General features: G+C 63.8%; 21 protein-coding genes. 9 read left to right on the forward strand and 12 right to left on the reverse strand.

All coding sequences use genetic code 11. From position 1 onward, the window contains the following. Nucleotides 1-192 precede the first annotated feature (192 nt). The 3 genes from AC3WRI_RS03790 to AC3WRI_RS03800 all read right to left on the reverse strand — a co-directional run bounded on the left by AC3WRI_RS03790 (nucleotide 193) and on the right by AC3WRI_RS03800 (nucleotide 3,058). Entirely contained in the window at nucleotides 193-1,104 is a 912-nt protein-coding gene (locus tag AC3WRI_RS03790) for a LysR substrate-binding domain-containing protein (protein ID WP_492292609.1), read from the reverse strand. Nucleotides 1,105-1,286: 182 nt separating this feature from the next. Then, complete coding sequence (locus AC3WRI_RS03795; protein ID WP_492292611.1) at nucleotides 1,287-2,195, reverse strand: SphA family protein; 909 nt, start codon at nucleotides 2,193-2,195, stop codon at nucleotides 1,287-1,289. A 179-nt stretch (nucleotides 2,196-2,374) separates the two neighbouring features. Beyond that, entirely contained in the window at nucleotides 2,375-3,058 is a 684-nt protein-coding gene (locus tag AC3WRI_RS03800; protein WP_011617224.1) for a nitroreductase, read from the reverse strand. Between the two features lie 259 nt (nucleotides 3,059-3,317). On the opposite strand from AC3WRI_RS03800, the gene AC3WRI_RS03805 reads away from it, so the two are divergent. Together AC3WRI_RS03805 and AC3WRI_RS03810 are read left to right on the forward strand one after the other, a co-directional pair. Next, on the forward strand, nucleotides 3,318-4,436 hold the full coding sequence (locus tag AC3WRI_RS03805; RefSeq protein ID WP_492292612.1) for an iron-containing alcohol dehydrogenase: 1,119 nt from the start codon (nucleotides 3,318-3,320) through the stop codon (nucleotides 4,434-4,436). Between the two features lie 80 nt (nucleotides 4,437-4,516). Continuing rightward, entirely contained in the window at nucleotides 4,517-5,413 is an 897-nt protein-coding gene (locus AC3WRI_RS03810) for a tryptophan 2,3-dioxygenase (RefSeq protein ID WP_492292614.1), read from the forward strand. A gap of 188 nt (nucleotides 5,414-5,601) precedes the next feature. Here AC3WRI_RS03810 and wrbA read toward each other — a convergent pair whose 3' ends face one another. From wrbA to AC3WRI_RS03840, 6 genes are all read right to left on the reverse strand, one after another. Continuing rightward, nucleotides 5,602-6,228: an NAD(P)H:quinone oxidoreductase gene (gene wrbA / locus AC3WRI_RS03815; protein ID WP_041688100.1), complete on the reverse strand. Its 627-nt coding sequence runs from the start codon at nucleotides 6,226-6,228 to the stop codon at nucleotides 5,602-5,604. Between the two features lie 17 nt (nucleotides 6,229-6,245). After that, entirely contained in the window at nucleotides 6,246-7,196 is a 951-nt protein-coding gene (locus AC3WRI_RS03820; RefSeq protein ID WP_011617228.1) for a ring-cleaving dioxygenase, read from the reverse strand. A gap of 576 nt (nucleotides 7,197-7,772) precedes the next feature. Further along, on the reverse strand, nucleotides 7,773-8,024 hold the full coding sequence (locus AC3WRI_RS03825; protein ID WP_011617229.1) for a hypothetical protein: 252 nt from the start codon (nucleotides 8,022-8,024) through the stop codon (nucleotides 7,773-7,775). Nucleotides 8,025-8,494: 470 nt separating this feature from the next. After that, on the reverse strand, nucleotides 8,495-10,192 hold the full coding sequence (locus AC3WRI_RS03830) for an FAD-dependent oxidoreductase (RefSeq protein WP_011617230.1): 1,698 nt from the start codon (nucleotides 10,190-10,192) through the stop codon (nucleotides 8,495-8,497). Nucleotides 10,193-10,364: 172 nt separating this feature from the next. After that, nucleotides 10,365-10,526 (reverse strand): hypothetical protein, encoded by a 162-nt coding sequence (locus tag AC3WRI_RS03835; protein WP_231881439.1) that lies wholly within the window; start codon nucleotides 10,524-10,526, stop codon nucleotides 10,365-10,367. An 866-nt stretch (nucleotides 10,527-11,392) separates the two neighbouring features. After that, on the reverse strand, nucleotides 11,393-12,940 hold the full coding sequence (locus AC3WRI_RS03840; RefSeq protein ID WP_011617232.1) for a winged helix-turn-helix domain-containing tetratricopeptide repeat protein: 1,548 nt from the start codon (nucleotides 12,938-12,940) through the stop codon (nucleotides 11,393-11,395). A gap of 235 nt (nucleotides 12,941-13,175) precedes the next feature. On the opposite strand from AC3WRI_RS03840, the gene AC3WRI_RS03845 reads away from it, so the two are divergent. Continuing rightward, on the forward strand, nucleotides 13,176-14,990 hold the full coding sequence (locus tag AC3WRI_RS03845) for a LysR substrate-binding domain-containing protein (RefSeq protein WP_011617233.1): 1,815 nt from the start codon (nucleotides 13,176-13,178) through the stop codon (nucleotides 14,988-14,990). A gap of 124 nt (nucleotides 14,991-15,114) precedes the next feature. Here the strand turns inward: AC3WRI_RS03845 and AC3WRI_RS03850 are convergent, their stop codons facing one another. Further along, nucleotides 15,115-15,978, reverse strand: coding sequence for a cysteine hydrolase family protein (locus tag AC3WRI_RS03850; protein WP_492292616.1), 864 nt, complete (start codon nucleotides 15,976-15,978; stop codon nucleotides 15,115-15,117). A gap of 530 nt (nucleotides 15,979-16,508) precedes the next feature. On the opposite strand from AC3WRI_RS03850, the gene AC3WRI_RS03855 reads away from it, so the two are divergent. From AC3WRI_RS03855 to AC3WRI_RS03865, 3 genes are all read left to right on the forward strand, one after another. Beyond that, complete coding sequence (locus AC3WRI_RS03855) at nucleotides 16,509-17,339, forward strand: alpha/beta fold hydrolase (RefSeq protein ID WP_011617235.1); 831 nt, start codon at nucleotides 16,509-16,511, stop codon at nucleotides 17,337-17,339. A 135-nt stretch (nucleotides 17,340-17,474) separates the two neighbouring features. Next, nucleotides 17,475-18,905, forward strand: coding sequence for a catalase (locus AC3WRI_RS03860; protein ID WP_011617236.1), 1,431 nt, complete (start codon nucleotides 17,475-17,477; stop codon nucleotides 18,903-18,905). A 72-nt stretch (nucleotides 18,906-18,977) separates the two neighbouring features. Next, nucleotides 18,978-19,358, forward strand: a complete 381-nt coding sequence (locus AC3WRI_RS03865; protein ID WP_492292618.1) for a LysR substrate-binding domain-containing protein — start codon at nucleotides 18,978-18,980, stop codon at nucleotides 19,356-19,358. Between the two features lie 19 nt (nucleotides 19,359-19,377). On the opposite strand, the gene AC3WRI_RS03870 is transcribed toward AC3WRI_RS03865, so the two are convergent. Both AC3WRI_RS03870 and AC3WRI_RS03875 read right to left on the reverse strand, forming a co-directional pair. Continuing rightward, nucleotides 19,378-20,220: a universal stress protein gene (locus AC3WRI_RS03870; protein ID WP_011617237.1), complete on the reverse strand. Its 843-nt coding sequence runs from the start codon at nucleotides 20,218-20,220 to the stop codon at nucleotides 19,378-19,380. 32 nt (nucleotides 20,221-20,252) lie between these two features. Continuing rightward, on the reverse strand, nucleotides 20,253-21,089 hold the full coding sequence (locus AC3WRI_RS03875; protein ID WP_010809285.1) for a universal stress protein: 837 nt from the start codon (nucleotides 21,087-21,089) through the stop codon (nucleotides 20,253-20,255). Between the two features lie 304 nt (nucleotides 21,090-21,393). Between AC3WRI_RS03875 and AC3WRI_RS03880 the strand changes: the two genes are divergently transcribed. Genes AC3WRI_RS03880 through AC3WRI_RS03890 form a run of 3 tightly spaced genes read left to right on the forward strand, consistent with a single transcriptional unit; the run spans nucleotide 21,394 to nucleotide 24,212 of the window. After that, nucleotides 21,394-21,849, forward strand: a complete 456-nt coding sequence (locus AC3WRI_RS03880) for a universal stress protein (RefSeq protein WP_010809284.1) — start codon at nucleotides 21,394-21,396, stop codon at nucleotides 21,847-21,849. 7 nt (nucleotides 21,850-21,856) lie between these two features. Continuing rightward, nucleotides 21,857-22,870 carry a zinc-dependent alcohol dehydrogenase family protein gene (locus AC3WRI_RS03885; RefSeq protein ID WP_011617238.1) on the forward strand — a complete coding sequence of 338 codons (1,014 nt, stop codon included), beginning with the start codon at nucleotides 21,857-21,859 and terminating at the stop codon, nucleotides 22,868-22,870. Nucleotides 22,871-22,889: 19 nt separating this feature from the next. Continuing rightward, nucleotides 22,890-24,212 carry a phosphoribosyltransferase gene (locus AC3WRI_RS03890; protein WP_011617239.1) on the forward strand — a complete coding sequence of 441 codons (1,323 nt, stop codon included), beginning with the start codon at nucleotides 22,890-22,892 and terminating at the stop codon, nucleotides 24,210-24,212. Nucleotides 24,213-24,257 lie beyond the last annotated feature (45 nt).

Consider the following 24,257-nt stretch of genomic DNA (forward strand, 5'->3'; position numbering starts at 1 on the left):
AGTTCAGCTGATTCATGTATCCATTCCAGGGTGACGTTGCGGTTGGCTTATCCCTGGTTGGAAACGATAGTGGATCGGCTCGGCCTTGGCAGCTGGCTGGCGCCGAACGCAGCGTCCATGAATATGGAACGCCCGGCGGGACACACGGGACGTGGCCCGCGTGGCATTGGAGGCAGAGGAGGTAGTGCCGGGTCAGCGGCCGTCGAATGCGGTGACCTTGGGCAGCTCTGCGGCGAGGAAATCGACCAGCGACCGCACCGCCGGAAGCAGTCCGGTCCGATAGGGCATGAGGGCGGAGATGCGCGCATCCGCGGCGATCCAGCCCGGCAGGACTTGCCGCAGCACGCCAGCCTGCAGCTCGGGCCGGCAGATATACCCGGGCAGGGCTGCCACGCCAACGTTGGCGCAGGCTGCCTCCTTCAGGGACATCATGCTGTTGCTCTGGAAGCGTGGCTCGACCGGGATGGTGACGAGCCTGTCGTCGGGCCCGCGCAGTTGCCATTGCAGCGGCCCTTTGCGCACCATCGAGACGATGGCATGGGATGCAAGTTGCTCCGGTGCCTCCAGGAGTGGCATCCGTTCGAGGTAGTCGGCACCCGCAAACAGGTACCATGGCGCCCTGACAATGGGCCGTTGGACCAGGTTGGAATCCTGCAGCGCCGAGGTATGTCCGCGCAGCGCCAGGTCGAAGCCCTCGCCGACAACGTCGACGAGCCTGTCCGTGGCGATTTCCACGATGCTGACCTTGGGATGGCTGCTCAGGAAGGTCGGCAGGACCTGGCGCAGCGCAAACTGCGCAAGCTCGACCGCTACCGTCACGCGGATGATCCCGCTGGGTTCCGCGAGCCTCTGGCGCATCGCCTGTTCCGCGACGTCGGCGCTCTGCAGCAAGGCGACAGCGTACTGGTAGAACTCTGAGCCTACGTCGGTCAAGGCAAACTGGCGCGAGGTCCGGTTAATCAGGCGAACCCCCAGCGAAGCCTCCAGTTCCTTGACCCTGTGACTTAACGTGGACTTGGGCAGCCCCAGGCTGTTGCCGGCAGACGTAAAGCCACCGCGGTCGACCACTTGCACGAAGTGAAAAACGTCTTTCAGGTCCAGCATTTGGCTGCCTTGGTAGCGGTTGAGTTGGCCAATGGTGTGTGCCTGCCATCGCATGGTACTGCAAGGGGGGTGCGCAGTGCCACGGTCGGGCGCCCCAATGACCGCCGTTGCCGTGGCCGGCGCCCGCTCGCGCCACAACCGTCAATGCGCGGTGCGCCACCTCGGCCGGTTCGGGCAGTCGATCAAAGAGGGAAGCACAGTTCAACCCAGAACTTGTTGCCTTGCGGCCGATTCTGCACTTCGAACTCGCGCTGATACTTGAACACAATGCCGGCCGCCGGCGACCACATGTATCGTAGTTGCGGCCCGACTGCGACCGCTTTCCCGCGAAACCCATTCCCTGGGACGGGCGTGCCGTTGACTTTGTCATCGGTGAACTGCTTCAGCAGATATCCCTGAAGTCCGAGCTGGAACTTGCTGTTCAGCGAATAGCCAAGCAGATACTCAAGTGCGGCAACCGCGCCAGAGTGATATCGAGTCGCTGAATTCGGTGAACTGATCTCTACGAGCGTGGTGGTAGAGACTTCAACTGCGGGCGTGGGAAACCATGTCGTGCTGAGTTGCGGCGTTAGCGCATATACATTCCGGCCGGTGTTCGCCACTCGGTTCGCTGAGTAGGACCCGCTCGGCACTGCAATTTCGGTGGTGAGGTAGGCGAAGAATGATCGCGATGGATTTGAATAACCGATGTACAGCGGCTCAACGATGATGTCTCCAATTCCATTGCGCTTGCCGCCGCCGCCTGGCGTGTCCGCCCGAATATGAACGAGCGGAATGATTACACCACTAGACAGAGTAAAGGGGCCAAATGTAGTGCCCCATGTGTGAACGATACGCGGGGCGTCAATAAACGCGTTCAACTGGAACCCGGGCAGGAGACTTTCTCCATGCGGGCCAGCGAACTTTCCGGCATGGTAGTAGAGCGTGTAATTGTAAAACTGGGTTTCACCAGGCGGTGGCAAAATTCCATTCAATACGGTATTGACGCCAACAGGGTAACTGGTCTGACCATTCTCGGTTGCCTCGGCGTTGGAGGCCAGCAAGCAAGCGAGCGCAACCACCGCAGAAAACTTCGCGGGCACTTTAATCATGTCTCCTCCGTCTCTGTATTCTATTTTTCGGCTGAGGGCTCGGCGCATCCGCATCAGCCGGCGAAGCGCGCCTGCCTTAACGATTCGACTTCTCCGCAATTTGCCGAGACTCGCTAACGCTGGCTATCGGCTTCTTCGCGCTTTTCCAGGTCAGGGAGCGGCCTGGACGGTTCCGCGTGTCACCGGTCGACGAACGAGACGAACTCGTCCAGTTCCAGCTTGCGCAACTCCATGTTGTTTTCCGGAAAACTGTTGTCTGCATAGCCGAGTGACATTCCGGCCACGATCATCTCCCCGTCGGGAATGGCGAGGCCTTCACGAAGCACCGCCGATTGCAGCGACCAGATCTGCTGCGGGCAGGTGTCCAGGCCCCGTGCGCGCGCGGCCAGCATGATGTTCTGAAGGAAGCAGCCGTAGCAGATGAAGCTGGCCCATTCCAGGCGCCGGTCCATGGTGAAGATCAGTCCCACTGGCGCATCAAAGAACCGGAACTGCCGTTCGACGTCGCGCCGGCGCCCGACGATATCGCTCCTGTGCACGCCCTGCGCATCGCCCAGCATCCCACGAAACGTATTGAAGCGCGACGAGAATGGCGCCGGCAATTCCTTTGGAAAAAACGGGTAGTCGGGCGCCAGTCCCTCAGGATCGGCGCGATACGCCTCGACCGCGGCTCCCGCAATCTTCTCGCGCGCCTTTCCGGTCAGCACATAGCAGCGCCAGGGCTGCGTGTTGCTCGAACTCGGCGCGTATTTCGCGACCGACAGGATGTCCCTGACAGTCTCGATCGGCACCGGCTGGTCAAGGAAGCCGCGCTTGCTGCGGCGTCCGCGAATCAGCGCTTCGGTCATCTGGATTGCCTCCATCTTCATGTCTCCGTTCTCGTGGTGGGGGTCGCCACGGTGGAAAGGATCATAGACACGTCCCCTGCCTTGTGAAGACGGCAAAACTTGAAAGCTTCGTCCGGAAACAACGAACGACAGGCCCCATTCGCGCATGTGCGGCGTCCAAAATCCTGAACGCTCCGTTCTCAAATCCCGCGCGCACGCGCGAACCCGATTCGCCTATCTTCCTACTCGGGATCGGAGCCCCCGATCGCATACAAAAACATGGTGGAGAAGTGGAATGAACCAGTTGAAATGCTTGCCGCAGGAAGAGATTGTCTGGGGACACGACGTGCTGAGAACCGTTGCCCCCTCCATGGGGAACTACGGCATCCGCCGTCCGATGACGTTCACCGTGGAATTCCTTGAGGCCTTGAACCGCGAGCACCTGCGGCCTGCCATCGCCGACGGCGTGGGCACCTTTACCGGCCTGCCGCCGCATGTGCCCGATTTCGCCGTACGCGACGGACTGCGTGCATGCATCGAGGCCAATGCGGGATCGATCATCGCCCTCGGCGGCGGCTCTGTACTCGATGCCGCAAAGGCAGTCTCCTACCAGCATTTCCAGCAGACCGGCCGCTACCTGCCCATTGCCGCGATTCCGACGACCCTGTCGGGTTCGGAGTTTTCCCACTACTTCGGCGTGACGGAAACGGTCGGTCCCCAGAAGTTCAAGCGCAGTTATGCCGTGCGCGAAACGACCCCCAGGCTGGTGGTGATCGATCCCCGGATGATTGTCGACACGCCACGTATGCTGCTACTGAGTTCGGCCATCAAGGGGATCGACCATGCGGTGGAAGGCATGCGCCGGGTCGACGTGGATCACCCGCACGCCATCCTCGCCGCCAGGGGCGTGGAGCGCTTCCTTGCCGTGCTGGAGAAGTGGCCGCGCAAACTCGAAACGCGCGAGGCCATCGCGGGCGGCCACGTGTCGACCGACGACCTGCTGCAGCTTCAGCTCGCTGCGTGGCAGTGTTATTTCTATCCTGCTTCGGTCATCTACGGCCTGAGCCATCGGATCGGGCACATCCTCGGCGGGACGTTCGGAGTACCGCACAGCGTGACGTCGTGCATTGCGCTGGCGCCCGTCATCCGCGCCTGCGCCGACGCCTATGGCCGAAAGCTTGAGATTTTCTCCACGGACCGTGGCAGCCGCACGCCCGCCGCATTCCTCGCTGGCCGCATTGAGGCAGCCGTGGACGCACTGGAATTGCCGAGCCGGCTCGGCGACGTCGATTTCGATCGGGCGAAGCTCCCCGAGATGGCGGTCCTGCTCAAGCAGAACTATCCCTCCGAGGTCGGCGACCTTGGCGAGGATGCGGGCACGAAGCTGGATGCGCTGTTGGAGAGCCTGTGGTAATGACCGCCCAGCCATCCGATGCTGCGCATCGTCGCCGTTCCACAAAACTTGCCTGACCCCACCACCACGAGGAGACCAAAGTGAACGATACCGTCAAGCCCGCATCCCCGTCGCCGGCCGGGCATACGCCATACAGTGACTGGTTACAAACAGACGTGCTCCACTCGCTGCAGCGCCCGGTCAGCGATCATCCCGGCGAGCACGCCTGGATCGTATCGGCGCAGGTGTCCGAGCTCTACTGGATGCTGATCATCAAGGAAATACAGGCCGCGCAGGCGCAATTGCGTGCCGATGACCTGACCGGGGCCTGCCGGACGCTGCGGCGCGTCGTCGCCCACCACGAGCCGCTCAATGCCACATGGCGCTCTATCGCGTGGATGACGCCGGTCGACCTGCTGGCCATCCTGTCCTGCGTTGGCCCAAAGTTCGGCAAGGACACCGCCCTCCAGGGCTGGACGTACCGGCAGATGGTCTACCTGCTCGGCATCAAGCAAGAGGAGCACCTGCAGCACTTCCTGCCGCAACCCCGGCGCTGGGAACAACTCAGCAAGGCGCTGGCGGAGCCGAGCCTGTATGACGACGTGCTCGCCCACCTGGGCCGCAAGGGCTTCGCCGTGCCGGCGGTGGTACTCGAACGCGATTTCAGTGTGCCCTACACGCCGGACCAGGCGGTAGAGAATGTCTGGCGCGAGGTCTACGCCGACCCGGACGAGCACCGTGAACTGCAGCAGCTCGGCGAGACGCTGGCCGATATCGCGGAGGGGTTCTCCGCGTGGAAGCACCTGCACCTGATGGCAACGCGCCGGACGTTCGGCGCCCGGCCGGCCTACTTCGGCACCGAGGGCATTGCGTGGCTCCTGCCGACCATGAACGAGATCCCGTTCCCGGAACTCTGGTCTGCGCGCGGCTTCATCGGCGATCCGCCCGCGGTGTGTCCGCACGCCCGCGGACAGAGAAACGCCCAGGCTGCGGAGTGACGCGCTCAAGACGGTCATGGAAACGGTCTGCGGTCACAAGATCGCGGCGCTCGAGTCCATGATCGTCAAGCATGCTGCGTGGAGACTGCGCCAGCCTGAGCGGATGCTATCGTGTCAGCGGCCTGTGCCGATGCAAAAAGGGCGGAGACAGCGAGTCCCCGCTCTTTTTTACTATCGGGCTATTACTTTCAGGCTGCCACGGGCTGCGGCTGGGCGTGCAAGGCGCGAGCGACGGTCGTCACCCTGCGGCCCTGGAACCGGGCAACCGCCAGGTGATCGTCGTCGGGCTTCACGGCGTCACGCTGCGAGACGTGAGTCGCGCCGTACGGGGTGCCGGCCTTGAACATCGCCGCGTCGGCATAGCCCAGCGGCACGATGATCAGGCCCAGGTGCGCCATGGGCGCGTAGGTCGCCAGCAGCGTGGCTTCATTGCCGCCGTGGCGCGAGGACGTCGAGCCGAAGACCGAGCCCACCTTGTCATTCAGTTTTCCCGCGAACCAGAGGCCGCCGAGCCCGTCGATATACGCCTTGAGTTCGGCCGAAATCGACCCGAACCGCGTCGGCGTGCCGAACACGATGGCGTCAGCCCACTCGGCATCGGCTTCGGTCGGCGCCTCATATTTCGCGTTCATCTCCGTGGCGTTCTCGAGCCAGCCCGGCGCCTGCCGCATGACGTCGGGGCCGACAACCTCCCGCACACGCCGCATGCGGACTTCTGCGCCAGCTTCGAGGGCCCCCTCGGCGACAGCCTTGGCCAGCATCTCGGTGGAGCTGTTTCGTGAGTAGAAAACAATCAGTACTTTCGGTTTTTGCATGGTGATCCCCGGCAACGTCATACAGAGATGGGCTCGAGCCGGCCCAGCAGCTCGTCCTTGCGATCCGCCAGCCACGGCGGGAGCTGGAACTCCTCGCCAAAATGGCCGGGCTCTTCATCGATCGCGAAGCCGATGTCGGTGGTGGTCGCCTCGAACATCACGCCGCCGGGCATCTTGAAGTACATCGAGCGGAAGTAGTTGCGGTGCACCGATTCGGACGTATCGATGTAGCCCAGGGCAAACATTCTCTCCTTCAGGATCGCCTGCTGCTCCACGTTATCCACCGCGAAGGCCACATGGTGGACCGTGCCTTCGCCGTAGATCGACGAACCCTGGTGCCGGTCCGGCTCATGCAGGAACTCGACGATCGTCCCCGGGCCGCCGGTGTACGTCTCGAAGCGGTAGTAGGATCCCGCCTGGCCTGCGTTCCGGAACCCGATCGCTTCGCTCATGAAGCGGATCGATTCGGCGACTTCCCGCAGCGACAGCGTGATGCTGTGGACGCCGCGGATGGCATGGGCTTCGGGGATATCGCTGGCCACGCAAGCCGGGCGCGAGTCGAGATCCGTTTCGACGAGATCGAACTCGATGCCGCACGGATGCTGGAGTCGCTGGCGGCGCTCTCCGAAGCGCTCGACGATCTCGCTGTCATACGGCACGTCCATGGCATCGAAGCGGCTGCGCCAGAATTCGAGCGAGCCCTTGGGAACCGAGTAGTTGATGACCCGCACCTGGCCCGATCCCGGACGCGCCATGACGCCCCGCTGACGGAACGGGAACGACGTCACCAGGGTCCCTGGATCGCCATTCGCGTTGCCATAATAAAGGTGGTAGATGGGGTCCTCGCCGTCAAGGAGCACGGTCTTCTTCACGAGGCTCTGCCCGAGCAGCTTGACGTAGAAGTCCACATCCTCCTGTGCGTGCCTCACGCCGAGGGTCAAATGATGGAATCCCTTGAGCATTAACATTGTCCTCTCCAGTTTGAAATAGACATGTAGAAACAGCGCATAGCCGCTCCTGTGCAACAGCTTATGACGGCAGATACCGATTGGGCAGCCGTCACGGGTTGTACGCAGGGTTCGGCAAACTTGGACAATGCCGCCCTGCGAGGGACGGTGCGCGCGATCGCGCAGGAGGGGGCTGCAGTGAAGGACGGACGTACTCAATGCTGCCAAAGCAGATGTCGAGCGGAGATCGAGGAAGATCGGGGAGACAGCGCAGAAGGCTTTTGCCCACAATGACGCCGAGAGCGAACGTCAGCCCGAAAATTGAATTACGCCGCCCGTGGACTTTCCCCCCCGCAGGTTTCCCGTCCTCCGCGCGGCCGGCGTACATGCGGTTGGTTCGGGGTTAAGACTGTGCAATCTTCGGACGGCCGTTCTGTAGCGTAGCGCGGCCGTTGCCTTATCAAGGTCCAATGGCGGAGAACTGTAGGTAGTTGCCTCTGGCGCCCGCGCACCCACGCGCGGGTGGGCCTACGCCTGATTCCGGCCATTTTGAGATTCTCGCCACCGCCCGCCTCACCCACGCCGCGTGCCGCGGGACTATCGCGCCTCGGTCGATTCGCGCTCGAACTCGCGGATCACCGGGTTGCCAAGGATGGCATCCCTCCCCGCCTCGATCAGGCGATCGACGTCCCTCTCGGGCAGACTAAGTCTGGTCGGCACATCGCTCAGACTTGCAGCACGCTCCTTGTCGAGGGCTTCAAACGAGATCCGCGTGACGAAGAATTCGACTTCGTTGCACCGCCATCCTGGGCGGCGTGCAGCGATCTCCTGCTGCCGGGAATGCGGCATGCCCCATGCCTTGCGAAGCGCCGGTGATAACAATGACCTTTTGTTGGTTGCTCATGCTACACCTCCTCCAGTTGTGGGTTGATGCGGTGCAGTCCCGGGCTCAAAACCTCCGAACCGCTCAGTAAGCGTCGGCGCGGCTATGCGCGGTTATCGTCGCCGACAGATTTTCCTGTTCAACGATGGGACGAGCGTATATATGTGGTACGCGTTGGTTCCGAATTAGTCCAGTGGCGCGGCCTGTCGACGGATACTTTTGAAGGTGCGAGCATTCGGAAGACATTCATTAAGCCTTCACAAACGTCCGACGCAGGAGTCCGGATCGCTTCGTTTGATCGCCTGTACCGCACAGCGGCGTGTGCCCTGCAGTGAACAGCCTTCGACGCCATGCTCACCTCGCGCATATCCAGGGACGTGTACCAATCACCGGTAGCGAGAGACAATACGGGCGCCCAGAGCCTGCCCCGAGGGGCTCAGGCCGCTTCCCGAGCGACAGCGAGATAGCCGTGGATCTGCGACACAACCGCTGCGCCCTCGCCCACCGCAGTGGCCACGCGCTTGGTCGAGCCGGAGCGGACATCGCCGATGGCGAAGACGCCCGACACGCAGGTTTCCAGCGTATTGGACTGCAGCCCGGCGTCTATGCCGGTCAGTACGAACCCCTTGGCATCTACCCCCACATCGCAGCCGTCCAGCCACGACGTGTTCGGCTGCGCGCCGGTAAACAGGAACACGTGCTGCACCCGCATCGTCATCTGCGTGCCCATATTGCAATCACGCAGGGTTACGCCTGTCAGCCGCGTATTGCCTTCGAGGTCCACCACTTCGGTGCGGGCATGCACCGTGATGTTGCGCTGCGCGGCGATGCGGTCGATCAGGTAGCGCGACATGCTGGTGTCGAGGCTATCGCCGCGAATCACAACGTGGACGTGCGCCACATGGGCGCCCAGGAACACGGCGGCCTGGCCGGCGGAATTGCCGCCACCCACCAGCATGACTTCCCGCTTGGCGCAGAGCTTGGCTTCCACCGGCGACGCCCAGTAGTAGACGCCACTCCCTTCAAACTCGGCCCGGCGCGGAATCGGCGGCCGACGGTACGCGGCGCCGCTGGCGATGATGACGGTACGTGCCTGGATCGTATCGCCGGCCCGCGTACGCAACTCGTGTACGGCGCCGCAATCGAGCCGTTCGATTTCCGTGGGAAAGGCGATGTGCGCGCCGAACTTCTGCGCCTGCGCATATGCATTGGTGGTAAGGGCATGGCCCGAAATTCCGGCGGGAAATCCCAGGTAGTTCTCGATGCGCGCGCTGGCACCAGCCTGACCGCCGGGCGACAACGCATCGAGCACGATCACGCGCAACCCTTCCGACGCCGCATAGACCGCCGCCGCCAGCCCGGCCGGACCCGCGCCGATGATCGCCACATCATAGATCCGGCTGCCATCGATATGCGGCAGCAACCCCAGGCACGACAGCACCTGCGTGGTATCGGGACGGCGCAGCACCGTGCCATTGGGGTCGATGACGAGCGGGAGATCGTCATCGGTGGCATCGAACTTGCCGGGCATTTCCGCCGCTTCAGCATCGGCGTCGATATCAACCACCGAGTACGGATAGTTGTTACGCCGCAGGAGCGCCTGCAGGTCGAACATGGCCGGATCGCTCCCACGGCCGATCAGCGTCGGCCCGCGTCCACGCTGGATCAGCGCCGTGCGGCGCAGCATCATCGCCTGCATGACCAGCTCGCCGAGCGCGGCCTCGGCCACCATCAGCGCGCGCAAGCACGCCGGGCGCACGACGATGGCGCGCACATCGTCGATGGCGATGCCGTCGACGAGTTCGGGCGTGCCAGAAAGCTGGCCGATCTCGGCCAGAAAATTGCCGGGCCCGTGCTCGGAGGCCAGAGCGCTGTCACCGATGCCATCGCGCTGCACAATGCGCACGCGCCCTTCGATGACGAGGATCATGCCATTGGCCGGATCCCCGGTACGCACCACGTACTCGCCGGCCTGCCAGGTCTGTTCCCGGCCATAGGGCGCGATGCGCGCGATATCGGCGGCAGATAAGTGCGGATACATCTGCCGCTCGTGCAAGACTACGACGGCCGGGGCCGCTTCCGGCACGGCGCCGGATGCATCGGCGGACGACTCGTGTTGGGCGGAGATGTCCATGGCGGATGGAAGTGGTGGTCTGCCTTGCGTGCAAGCGTAGCAGTGCAGTCCTCGAAACGCAGTCATGCACCGGGCGTGCCATGACAAGACTTGCGTATAGGAGGCGCGTCGGAACGGAGGGGCGAAGCATCGCTAGCCGCATGCGGCAAACGCGGCGATCGCCTTCTAGACGTCACTCGAGATTGGCCTTGTCGAGCCCGAACGCCTTGTCCGACGAACCAGGCACCATGCGAATGGGCTCTTCAATCGTGGTCTTCTGGAACAGCGCGCCGAACTCCATGAGCTTCTTGGTCAGTTCGGAGGACTGCTGGAAGTAGTTAAGGCGTTGCATCATGATTCTCTGCTGGCAGTTGACCAAAAGTTGAGCTCACCGAGGCTGCGCGGCGTTATTTGCCTCGGGGTCGGCTTGGACGAAATAATACGCTTCGACAGACCACGCGGTAGTGCTTTCACGGTACCCACTCTGTTGTCGCATCGGCACCAATCGCAGCGTTTTTTATGGTGCAACATTCGCGCAACGGTCCTTGTGCCGCGCGAGTGCGCCAACAACGCATCTCCGCAACAGAAGGATTCGTAGTCGTTGGGCGAGGCCTGCAGAGTCGAATGGTTAGGGGGATCCGGAATAGTCTCCATTGCACGCTGGCCGCAAGTCGCCCGGTTCAAGTTTGTACCCGGCCTTTTTCCGGCTTCCGCCATGGCTTGCAGGGAAACGTCCGCCTCAGCCCGATCAGAAGGGAAAAATATGCCTGGATACCAATTAGCGTGCACTATTCAGTAAATGGTAATCGGCCAAGGGAATATGCCGACCCCTCGTCACGATAGGACTTGTTGGTCCCATGCACTTCGTACATGGCTATCACGCCGCAGCATCCCCAATTCGGCCCGCGCCGTGGCAACAAGGTAATCCAGCCGGGATCATGGGTGACGAGCATCAGCGCGCATCCGCGCTCTTGCGTGGCGTCGATGGACGGACTCGACCTTGCCTAATTGCGACGCCTTCGCTCGGCTCAATGACTGACGTGAGATTGAGAAGCGACTCATCCATGGGTCTGCATGATCGCAGCACCGGCCGCACCAGGCGGCACGCCGCTGGCCAGGGAAGGCCTTCGCGGTCTCATCCATGCTATCTGTGCGGCCGTTCGAGGGCAGGCTCTGCTCGGCCCGGTATGCGCCATCGGCGATGGAGCAATCGTGCCATAGTCATTCGGGCAATCCGGCCAGCCGCAGCCCCTCCGAAAACTGGGTCAGGTCTTCTGGGCGACGGATCGGAAGCCAGTCCTTGAGATTGGAGACGCGGAGTGACGGATCGAGCCTGCGCAGGCGCTGCATCGCCTCCTTCGCCTTGTCCATGCGGCCAGCGAGCGCATGACTCGCCGCCAGAATGCCGACCGGGGCAAGGAAACTCGGTAGATTGCATTTGGCCCTTTCGGCCCAATCCGAAGCGGCGTCGAAGCGTCCCGCGAAGAAATGTGCCAGCGCCATCCCAGCCTGCATCCTGAACATTTCCGGATCCAATGGACTCAAGCGAACGGCACGCGCCAAATACTTAATCGCAGCGTCTGTTTCGCCGCGACAAGCGTGCAGGCACCCACACAGGGACCATGCAGGTGCGTGGTTCGGATTAAGCAGCAAAGCTCTATCGAACAGCGCGATACCGCCGTCGAGGTCGCCCGTCAGATGCCCGAGTGCATGAGCTCCTCTCGTGAGCGCCACAGCATCGTCCCGGCCGAGCTCCACCGCCAGTCGCGCCAGGCGAGTGCCCTCGGCAATCTCCCCGGGCTGATCGGTCATCCAGCCATTCATCTTGCGCCAGATATAACACCAGGACGCCATGCCATAGGCCGACGCGAAATCCGGATCGAGCTCGGTGGCCTTGTAGAACAAGGGCAGCGCCGCCTCGATTGATTCGCGCGTCCCGCTGTGCACCTGCGCGGTGCCGCGAAGGTAATAGTCATAGGCGCACAGGTTCTCCGTCGGCTTGCGCTTGGCACGCTCGATTTCCGCCCGTTCAAGCTGCGGCGCGATGGCGCCGACCACGCTTTCCGCAACCTGGTCCTGCAGTTCGAAGATGTCGTCCAGCGTGCCTTCGAAGCGTTCAGACCAGAGATGTGTCCCGGTCCTGGCATCGATGAGCTGCCCGGTGATGCGCACCTTGTTGCCGGTCTTGCGCATGCTGCCTTCCAGCACGTAGCGCACGCCAAGCTCGCGACCAACGTCCTTCACCTCGACTGCGCGGCCCTTGTATGTGAAGCTTGAGTCGCTCGCGATGACGAACAGCCAGCGTATGCGCGACAACGCAGAGATGATGTCCTCCACCACGCCGTCGGCGAAATACTCCTGCTCGGGATCGCCGCTCAAGTTCTGGAAGGGCAATACGGTAATGGAGGGCTTACCCGGGAGGAAGAGAGCCGACGGCGGCTCCCTCGATTCTCCGGAGATGTGTTCGCCGATCTCGCCGACGAAGCGGAAACCCTTGCGGGCGACAGTCCTGACCAGGCGCTGTTCTCCGCCGGTGTCGCCAATGGCCTTGCGAACCGCATTGATGTGACTGGTGATCGTCGATTCCGATACGATTCGGCCGCACCATACCGCCTTCAGCAGGTCGTCCTTGCTGACGACACGGTCGCGGTTCCTGACGAGATGCAGCAGCAGATCAAAGACCTGCGGCCCGACAGGTACGGCTTTCGCGCGATGCGAAAGCTCCCGGCGTTCCGGGTCGATCACGTAGTCTCCAAACACGAACTGCACTTGACATCCCCTGGCCGATTCGGCTCCCCGGTGGGGGCAACTGGCGAATTCCGTCCATGGATGATACTGCAACCCGTGGTGAGAGCATCTCATTCCGATCGGGCAACGCTTGGACGAAGAACCAAGCTCTCCTGCAGAGAAATTCAAGGTGAAGGCAAGGACCTCTCCGGAGCGCGCGGGCAATCTCCACGCACATCGACTGCAACGGGTTGCGGTCGAGAAACGGAGAGAAAACATGAAGATTGTCGTCATCGGGTGCACCGGCCTCATCGGAACAAAGCTTGTGCAGGACCTTCGCAAGCGCGGCCATGACGTGCTCGCACCCGCCCCCGACACCGGCGTCAGCACCATCACCCGCGAGGGTTTGGCCAAAGCGCTCGACGGCGCCGAGGTCGTCGTCGATGTGGCGAATGCGCCAGTATGGGGAGACGAGACGGCCCTCGAGTTTCTCGAGCGATCGGGCCGCAACCTCCTGGCTGCGGGCGCTGCCGCCGGCGTACGCCACCATGTGGCCCTGTCGATCGTTGGTAGCGAACGGCTTCCCGACTGCGGCTATTTCCGGGCGAAGGTCGCGCAGGAGAGCCTCATCAAGGCGTCCGGCATTCCCTACACCATCGTGCGTGCGACGCAGTTCTACGAGTTTGTCGGCGACATTGCCCAGTCGGCTGCCCCGTTGGACACCTTAGGCAAGGAGATTCGCTTGTCGCCGGCGCTGATCCAGCCGATCGCGTCAGCGGACGTGGCAGCGGCGCTCGCCGAGGTTGCAGTCGCGCCGCCAGTCAACGGCACGGTCGAAGTCGCCGGTCCGGAGGCGATGCCGCTGGACGAACTGGTCAGGCGCTTCCTGCGGGCGACGCAGGATACGCGCAAGGTCGTGCCGGACGTCCACGCGCGCTACTTTGGTGGCCTCCTCTCCGATCGGACGCTCACACCCGGGGAGAACCCCCGCATCGGCGCGATCCGGTTCGAGGACTGGCTCGGTCGCTACCAGGCTAAGTCCTGCTTCGCCATGCAGTCCCCTCTTTTGGCGACTGCCGGCGCGGACAACTCGGAGGCGCTTGCATCGAGCTTCGCGACAAGCTATCCCGGAGTCGTCGCCTTCATCACCGTCGTGGCCGAAGGCGGCTTTTCCAAGGCCGCTGACCGGCTCGGGATCACTCGTTCCGCGGTCAGCCGCTGCATCCAGAAGCTGGAGGCGCAGGTCGGCTTGCGTCTGCTGAGTCGGACGACGCGCAGCATTTCGCTCACGCGCGAAGGCGAGATCCTTCATGCCCGCTGCCAGCCCAGCGTCGCTCTCATCACGGAGGCGATGGAGGACCTGCGCGATCTGCGCGACGGTCCGCCGCGAGGACGCCTGCGGGTCTCCGCTTCCGTGGGTTTCGGCCGCAAGGTGGTTGCACCGCTGCTGTGGGCCTTCCAGGAAAAGTACCCCGACATCGAGATCGAGCTGCACCTGGGCTGCGTCGCGAGCGACTTCACGTCGGACCGCATCGACGTCTCGTTTCTCAACGGACGCCTGGCCGACTCCCGGATCGTCGCGAAACGGATCGTCCCGATGCAGACTTTGGTGTGCGCCTCGCCTGCGTATGCGGTAAGGCGCGGTATGCCCGAGTCGCCGGACGCGTTGATGCTGCACGACTGCATCAACGTCCGTCTGCCGTCGGGCCGCGTCTACGAATGGGAGTTCAAGGTGGAGGGGGGATTGCGAAAGCTGACGCCGCCATCGCGCATCATGTTCAACGATGACGGGCTCGTGCTGGAGGCCGTCCTCCAAGGCAAAGGCATCGCTCAGTTGGGCGGGTACCTGATCTGCGATCTGCTGCGCGAGGGGAAACTGGTTCACTCCATGCCACAGTACGCACCCGATGACCAGGGCCACTACATCTGCTACCTGAGCCGTCAGCACCTGCCGTCGCGTATCCGCGTGTTCGTCGACCACATGACGGCAGCGATCCGGGCGCTGGACCTTCAATGCGCGGGTGCTTTCTCACCAACGCCTGATGATCGACAGGTCGCCTTGGCGCCAATGGTGCCCCTGCGGGGTCAATAGACTTGGCAAGACGAACGAGAGTCGACCCCACTCTTCGCTGGACTGGGCCACCCCCACCGAATTCGCCTGCCGATGCGGCCTGCATGGCACATCGGTGATCCCAGGAGGGCGAGGCAATCACAGGTCACCGCGCAGTGGGCTTCGCGAGCTGGGCGACGACCTCGTCGGTCGTCCACAGCGCGTTGGCAATGTAGCGGAAGTTGATCAGCGCGCTGAGATTGCCGTCGCCCTCAGGCAGCTTGGGGGCCGCGACCGCATCACGCACGATGGCCACCTCGAAGCCTTGCTCCGCAAACTCGCGCAAGTGGGACTCCACGCACAGGTTGGCCAGCATCCCGGCGAGGACGATCTTGGTGACCCCCTGCTTGCGAAGCTGGAACGCGAGATCGTTGGTCTGCGGGCTGTAGCGCTTGTGGGGCGAAGCGACGATCGTCTTGCCGTCCTCGATGTAGCGCTTGAACTCGGGCATGAAGTCCGCGCCCGAGCCGCGGAACCCATCCAGGCTCAGTGCGCCGGGTCTGTCGAAGATCTTGATCTTGTGCTGGAAGAGCTCGGCGGGGGCCTGGAACTTCCATCGGTGGTCGTGCGGGTAGTAGTAGTGAGGCGAGATCGCGACGACGATGCCCGCCTTCTTCGAGGACTCGAACAGGCGCAGCAGGTTCGGCACGAGCCGTTGCTCGGTGACGGCTTCACCAACAGCGGACCAAGCGGCTCCCTTCGGGCTCATGAAGTCGATCTGGGGATCGATCACGACCAGGGCGGTGCGTTCCAGATCGAGTGTCATCGTGGGAACGGGCATGGCGCGTTCGGTCGGATCGGTGTACTGCGCCGGTTGTACCGGATGTGGATGTGCCGTGGCGGTTGCGATGCTTGCAACGGCCATTGCAAGCGCGGCCGTCAACCGAAGCGTGGCGCGAGCAACGCATCGGTGGTCACGATTCTTGAAAGGCTCCGTCGACTGCTGTTGGTAGTTACTGCGTTGGGTCATGTTGGTTCCTCGGACTGGGGTGGACAACGAACACGCCGCGAGGGTCTCGATCCGATGCATCGATGCTGACGTGATGCGTTGAAATCTAGAAGCAAATGCCCGCCTGCACTAGGGGCTGGGTGTGGACAAATCTGTTGATCGCGAAGTACCAATCGCGCTCAGCGAGAGTCCGTCATGAATGAGCCGGAGCATTTGAAGATCCTGTCGCGCGGATGGCTGAGCCCGGTGAACGACCCAGCGGCACGCGCCGGATGCGCTGCCGCGACATTGGTGAAGATCCGGCAACATCGAATTGCCCGTGATGCATATCGCATGGCGAGGAGACCATGGCTAGACTGATCGCGTCTCCACTCAGATCCATACCCATGAAAATTGATCCCGCGCCAACACGGCCTGGCTTCGCTCGAGTCACGCGCCGTCAGTTGTTGGTCATCGGGGCAGGCACTGCAGCAGCAGCGGCTTTGCCATTCGCAGCGTCCGCTGCTCCTACTGCGCCGAATGGCGCTAAAACTCCGGAAGGAAATCCACCCATGAGCTATGTCACCACCAAAGACGGGGTCCAGATCTTCTACAAGGATTTGGGTCCCTCCAATGGCACCCCGATCGTCTTCTCGCACGGATGGCCTCTGAGCTCCGACGATTGGGACGCGCAGATGATGTTCTTCCTCTCCAAGGGCTATCGCGTCGTCGCGCACGATCGGCGCGGGCATGGCCGCTCGGCGCAAGTCTGGAACGGCCACGACATGGATCACTACGCCGACGACCTCGCCGCGGTCGTGAACCATCTCGACCTCAAGGGCGCGATCCACATCGGCCACTCCACCGGCGGCGGCGAGGTCGTGCGCTATCTGGCTCGCCACGGCGAGAAGCGGGCCGCGAAGGCCTGCCTCATTAACGCCGTGCCCCCGCTGATGGTCAAGACCGCGTCGAATCCCGGCGGCCTGCCGAAGGACGTGTTCGACGGCCTGCAACTGCAGACGGCCACGAACCGGGCGCAGTTCTACCGCGATATTCCCGCCGGGCCGTTCTACGGGTTCAACCGGCCGGGCGTGAAGCCGCAGGAAGGCATCATCCAGAACTGGTGGCGCCAAGGGATGATGGGCAGCGCCAAGGCGCACTACGACGGCGTCGTCGCGTTCTCCCAGACCGACTTCACCGACGACCTGAAGAAGATCGGACTGCCGGTGCTGGTGATGCACGGCGACGACGACCAGATCGTCCCCTACGCCGATTCCGCGCCGCTGTCGGTCAAGCTGCTGAAGAACGGCACGTTGAAGACCTACAAGGGCTTCCCGCACGGCATGCCAACAACGCACGCGAACCTCATCAACGCGGACCTGCTGGCTTTTATCAAGGCCTGATTGCGTCGAATCAGTCCGCACCGTCGATGGCCGGTCCACCGTTAAGTGGGGGCCATCGACGCGACTCCCACTCTGCACGTCCAGTCCTCCCTCCTGAAGAGGCTCCGCTGAATCCCTCTTTTTGCCCACATTGCCATGACCAAACTGACTCATGCCAACGGCGCCCCCGTTGTCGACAACTTCAACATCGAGACCGCCGGTGCGCGCGGCCCCGCGCTGCTGCAGGACATCTGGCTGCTCGAGAAGCTCGCCCACTTCGACCGCGAGGTGATCCCCGAGCGGCGCATGCACGCCAAGGGCTCCGGCGCTTTCGGCCACTTCACGGTGACGCACGACATCACGGCGTACTCGAAGGCCAGGCTCTTTTCCGGCGTCGGCAAGAAGACGGACGTCTTCGTGCGCTTCTCCACGGTGGCCGGCGAGCGAGGCGCGGCGGATGCCGAGCGAGACATCCGCGGCTTCGCGGTGAAGTTCTATACCGAGGAAGGAAATTGGGACCTGGTGGGCAACAACACGCCCGTGTTCTTCCTGCGTGACCCGCTGCGATTTCCCGACCTGAACCACGCAGTCAAGCGCGACCCGCGCAGCAACCTGCGCAACGCCCAGAACAACTGGGACTTCTGGACGCTGCTACCCGAGGCGCTGCACCAGGTGACCATCGTGATGAGCGATCGCGGCCTGCCCGATGGCTATCGCCACATGCACGGTTTCGGCAGCCACACGTTCAGCCTTATCAACGCGGACAACGAGCGGCGCTGGGTGAAGTTTCACCTGCGCAGCCGGCAAGGCATCCGTAACCTCACCGACGCACAGGACGCCGCGATCGTCGCCAACGACCGCGAGAGCGCGCAGCGCGACCTGCTCGAGGCGATCGACGGCGGCGACTTCCCGCGCTGGACGTTGTGCATCCAGGTGATGAGCGAGCAGCAGGCGCAGGTCTGCCCGTTCAATCCCTTCGACCTCACCAAGGTCTGGCCGCACGGCGACTATCCGCTAATCGAGGTGGGTGTGCTGGAGCTCAACCGCAACCCCGACAACTACTTCGCCGATGTGGAGCAGGCAGCGTTCTCGCCCGCCAACATCGTGCCGGGCATTGGCTTCTCGCCGGACAAGATGCTGCAGGGGCGGCTCTTCAGCTACGGCGATGCGGTCCGCTACCGGCTGGGCGTGAACGCGCACCAGATCCCGGTGAACGCCCCGCGCTGCCCGGTGCACAGCTATCATCGCGACGGCGCGATGCGCGTGGACGGCAACCAGGGCGGGCTGCCCGGCATCGTGCCCAACAGCCGCGGCGAGTGGGCCGACAGCCCGCGGCTGGCGGAGCCGCCACTGGCGCTCTCGGGCGCAGCCGCGCACTGGGACCATCGCGCGGACGAGGACTACTACTCGCAGCCGGGGGCGCTGTTCCGACTAATGTCGCCCGAGCAGAAGCTGCAGCTCTTCGACAACACGGCACGCTCGCTCGGCGGCGCGAGCGAGGACGTGCAGCAACGACATATCCGAAATTGCACGATGGCCGATCGCGCCTACGGCGCAGGGGTTGCCGAGGCACTGAAGAACCGCTAGTCAGAGACCGGGCGCGTTGGTGCAGCAAGTTGCCCAACGCGCCGTGAAAGGAGGGGCGGAGTTCGTACGCTAATGCGCATCGGGAGGAAGGCCTGGACGACCGCTGTAGCCTGGAAGCCGCCATCTGCCCATCCGATCATCGGAAGGCAGAGATGGGTCGGTCAGAGACGGTCACGCTTTGGCGGCGGGCATCCGATCAAGCAGGCGGTGATGGCCGGCATGGGCATCAGCCTGTTGTCGCTGCACACGCTGTCGCTGGAACTGCACACCGGCGAGATCGCGCTGCTGGACGTGACCGGCACGCCGATCGAGCGCATCTGGCATGTCGCGCATATGTCCAGCAAGCGTTTGTCACCGGCCAGCGAGAGCTGCCGCGCCTATCTGCTGGAGTACACGGCGGAGTTTTTGGGGAAGGAATATGGCGGGCTGATGCCTGGGCGGCGCGTGGCTTGAGGTACCGGGAGGGTTCGCCTCAGTGCGACATGAAGACAGGCAAGCCTGACTGCCGCAGCAGGGCGCGGGTGGTGCCGCCCAGCACCAGCTCCCTCAACCGGGAGCGGCCATAGCCGCCGGCGACCAGCAGGCCGGCCTGAACCTTGGCCGCAAGCTGTGGCAGAACGTGGTCGGGATCGCCCTCTCCGACCAGCAGACTGGCGCGGATGCCATGGCTGAGCAGCCATGCTGTCAGCCGATCGGCGCTGTCACGATAGGCCTCTTTCTCACCAGCAGCGCTGTACTTGCCAGCGCTGACCACCAGGACGGTAACGGCGCTGGCATGCACAAGCCACGGCAGTGCGTCCGCGACCGCGCGCGCGGCCTCCCGGCCGCCGTTCCATGCGATGGCGACATGGCCGCCAAGTCGCGGGCCGGACCCGCCCGGCACCAGCAGGATGGGCCGGCCTGCATTGAGCATTGCGTACTCCGCGACCCCGGCCAGCAAAGCCGGCACATCGGCCTGTGCCGAGGGCGCTGAGGGCAGGATGAGATCGGCGAAGCGGCCCTCGTCGGCAAGCGCCCAGCCAGACTCGGCTTCGACAACGATGTGCCGGGTGGGAATGGCCGGCGACACTTGCCCGGTCAGCGTTTCGAGTGCGTTCCTGTGAGCCGCAGCCAGCTTGTGCAAATGGTTCGCGGCAAGCACGCCGTATTGCCCGGCTTCTTCGCCCGCCCCGCGAAACGGCTCCAGGTGCGTTCCTGTTGCCGTCAGTCCGACCACGCTGCCGCCGGACTTTTCGGCAAGCCGTGCTGCCGTTTCAATGCGCGCGGACCGTGCAGCATCTTCGCTCAGGTCGACAAGGAAGGTTCTGAAGTCCATGACGTGATTCCACTCTTTGGTTTGACCTTGCATCATCGTGAAAACAGCACCGGTGCCGTCATCGAGTCAAGCAGCGTACGCGTGACACCGCCGAGCACCAGTTCCCGCATGCGACCGTGTCCGTAGGCACCCATCACGATCAGGTCGGCATCGAAATCCGCCGCGCGCGAAAGGATGAGTTCGCCGATGGTCAGGTCAGCCCCACCGGGACCGTGTTCGATTTCCACGGCGACGCCGTGGCGCTCCAGCACGCGTGCGGCGTGGCCGACCGGGGTGGCGTCGGCTCTGGCCTCCTTGGCCGCGGTCTGTGCGCAAAAAATGCGCGCCTGCGCGCCGGCCATCAGCGGCACGGCGTCGTGAAGCGCCCGCGCCGCCTCGCGGCTGCCATTCCACGCCACGATCACGCGCGTACCCAGCGATGGAAACGTGCCCGCGCACGGCACCACGAGCGTCGGTCGGCCGGTCTCCAGCAGCAGCGATTCCAGCAGTTGCCGGGCCACCGGACCTTCCGTATTGCCGGGGTCGTACTGGCCGGCAACGACCAGGCCGGCCTCGCGGGCCTCGCGCAGCACTGATGCCACCGCCCCCTGCTCCGCGGCGCGCCACTCCGCGCGCACCGGCATGGCCTGGGTTGCAGCCAGAAACTGCGCGCGGACGTCTTCCCTGACCTGCTTGCGCCGGGCCAGATCGTCCGCGACATATTGCTGCGCGCCGTCCATGAGGTAGAACCAGGCAGGATCGGGAATGAAACCTGCGTACATGCCGATCAGCCGGCACTGGCTGGCCGCCGCAAGTCGCCCCGCCACTTCGAGCCGCTGCCGTGCCTGCGGACTGCTGTCCAGATGCACCAGGATGCTGTCGTAAGCCATGATCGCCCTCCCCCTCAACTACAGACCAGTCTAGGCAGCAAGGCCGACCGGCGCTTGACCCGGATCAACGGGCCAGCCATGCGGCGACATGGCTCAAGTTCGTCCTGATGTGCGGTGGAGGCTACTGCGAACAAGGTATGTAAAACCGTCAAGCCATGCGGCCATCACTTCTGTCTGCGGTCAGTTTCTCGCGGCGCCTGCCCCTTCGGGTTGACCTATCTCAAGCGCATATCGAGGCCGGCGCCTACGCTGAATGCAGCGAATCGCAACATCGAGCACACCCTTGCCCTTCAGGAGATCCATCATGTACCAGCGCATCCTGCTCGCCGTCGATGGCAGCCGTTCTTCCGACCTGGCACTGAGCCAGGCCATCATCATCGCCAAGGCAACCGGGGCCGAGGTCAAGGCGCTGTTCGTGGTAGACGACAGCGATGTGTTCTTCGAGGCCAGTTACTTCAATCCAAAAGAACTGGTCGACAACATCACCGCGCACGGCCGCAAGGCACTGGATGCCGCCTCAGCCAGGCTCAGCGAAGCAGGCGTGCGCAATTCGGTGAAACTGGATGAAAAGCCGGTGGCGCCGGGCCGGATCTCGTTGACCATTGTCACCGAAGCCGATGCGTGGAATGCCGACCTGATCGTGCTTGGCACCCACGGCCGCCGCGGCGTCCGGCGCCTGCTGATGGGCAGCGTGTCGGAAGGCGTGCTTGCCAAGACCAGCAAGCCCGTGCTCCTGGTCCGCAGCGAAGTCGAAGGTTAGGCGCGCCATGCCCCACCAAACCATGCGTGCAATGGTCTTCGAGGGCGCAGGCCTGCCGCTGCGCCTCCACCACTTGCCGGTTGCCGAACCGGGGCCCGGCGAACTTCGCATTGCCGTGGGAGCTTGCGGGGTGTGCCGGACCGACCTGCATATCGCCGACGGCGACCTGCGCCATCCCAAGCCGGTGCTCATCCCGGGACATGAAATCGTCGGACAGGTGGATTCGTGCGGCGCCGGTGTCACCGTCTTCAAGCCGGGGGACCGCGTCGGTGTGCCCTGGCTCGGACATAGCTGTGGCCATTGTCGCTACTGCCTGCGTCATCACGAGAATCTTTGCGACGCACCGCTGTTCACTGGCTATACCCGCGATGGCGGCTATGCGGAGTACGTTGTTGCCGACAGCGGCTATTGCTTCCGGATTCCGCCCGGCTACGATGACGAACACGCCGCGCCACTACTCTGCGCGGGCCTGATCGGCTACCGGACGCTGCGCATGGCGGGCGCAGCCAGCCATGCGCAGCGCGTCGGCATCTACGGCTTCGGCGCCGCCGCCCACCTGGTGACGCAGATCGCGGTGGCGCAAGGCCGCGAAGTCTACGCCTTCACCCGCACGGGCGACGCAGGCGCCCAGCAACTCGCCTACCAATCCGGTGCGTGCTGGGCCGGCTCGAGCGAGCTCGAGTCGCCCGTGCCGCTGGACGCCGCGCTGATTTTCGCCCCGGTGGGCGCGCTGGTGCCCAAGGCGCTGCGCGCCGTGGACAAGGGTGGCATCGTGGTCTGTGGCGGAATTCATATGAGCGATATCCCAAGCATGCCTTACCAGCTGCTTTGGGAAGAAAGGCGCCTGTGTTCCGTAGCCAACCTCACGCGTGCCGACGGCATCGCGCTGATGGATATCGCCGCCCGGACGCCGCTGCATACGCACACCACCGCGTATCCGCTGGAGCAGGCCAACGAAGCACTGGCCGACCTGCGCGAGGGCCGGCTTACCGGCGCCGCCGTCCTGAAAGTCCGTCAATAGATCCCTGGCAGATAGATCGATGAGCCGTTACCAGACACGTTTTCAGGCGCGTGAGCATGCGGGCTCGGAGCTCGCCTGGGCGTTGCGCGCGTATCGGGGAACCGATGCCCTGGTGCTGGCGATTCCGCGCGGCGGCGTGCCGGTCGGGCGTGTTGTGGCCGACGCACTGGGCGCTGACTTCGACCTGGTGATGGCGCGCAGGATCGTTCCTGGCGTAGCACTGGACGACTCTGGCGCGACATGGTGCACGGACGCAATGGACGCAAATGGCGGCGCCGACAGCCAGCGTGATGCCCAGTTCGACCAGCTTCGCAGGCAGCGCGCCGTGTATACGCCGGTCCGCAAGCTGGCGGATCCGGGCGGTCGCGTGGTGATCGTCGTGGATGACGGCCTGGTGAGCGGCGCAACGATGTATGCGGCCCTCGCCAGCCTGCGCAAGCGGCAACCTGCCCGGCTCATATGCGCACTCCCGATCGCCACCCCAGCCGGGCTGGACCGGGTCCGCGCCCTGGCCGACGAAGTCATCTGCCTGGATACTCCGGACCGCATCGAAAACCTCGCGCACTTCTATCATGAGTTCCAGCTGGTCAGCGACGACCGCGTGCGACAGTTGACAGGGATACCGCCAACGCAGCCCCGGACCCGTGCCCGGCCAGGTGCGGTGGCGGGCGTGCCGTCGTTGAGCAAGGCGATGCTGATTCCGTATCAGACCACTCGGCTGCGGGCCATGCTCGAAACGGCCCCGAACCCGGTCGGCGTCGCGGTGATGGTGTATGCCGGTGGCGCGCAACGCCGTGCAGCCCGCAGCAATTACCTGGCACGCAAGCTGCGCGCGAAAGGATTCGCCACCATGCTCGTAGACCTGCAGCCTGACAGCCGCGTCGACGACGCACCGGAATCGGAGGTCGATGAGCTGGTGGCAAGACTGGACCAGACCTTGAGCTTCCTGCGTACTGGGACCCCTTGCGCAAGCTTGCCTGTGGGCCTGCTAAGTACCGGCACCGCAGCGGCGGCAGCCTTGCGCTCAGCCGCGTGCGGCGCGACGCAACTCAGCGCCGTGGCCTGTGTTGCGGGGCGGCTGGATCTCGCGGGCAGCGCAACCCTGCGGCAGCTTGAAATCCCTGCCTTGCTGATATGTGCCAGCGGCAATCCGAAAGACATCCAGATCAACAATCTTGCATTCGAGCAGATGCATTGTCCGCGGCAACTGAGGCTCATCCCGACCAGCGGCCGCGGATTTGAAGACCGCAGGGCCCTGGAAGACATCGCGGCACTCACGATAGGCTGGTTCGAGCGGCACCTTGCGACCCCATCTTGTCCCCGCCTGGGTTACGGCGGATGACCATGCCTGGCGGTTACGCGGGGCTGCGCCTGATGCGTGCGGCTC

The sequence above is a fragment of the Cupriavidus sp. FW305-27 genome (genome assembly GCF_058787995.1).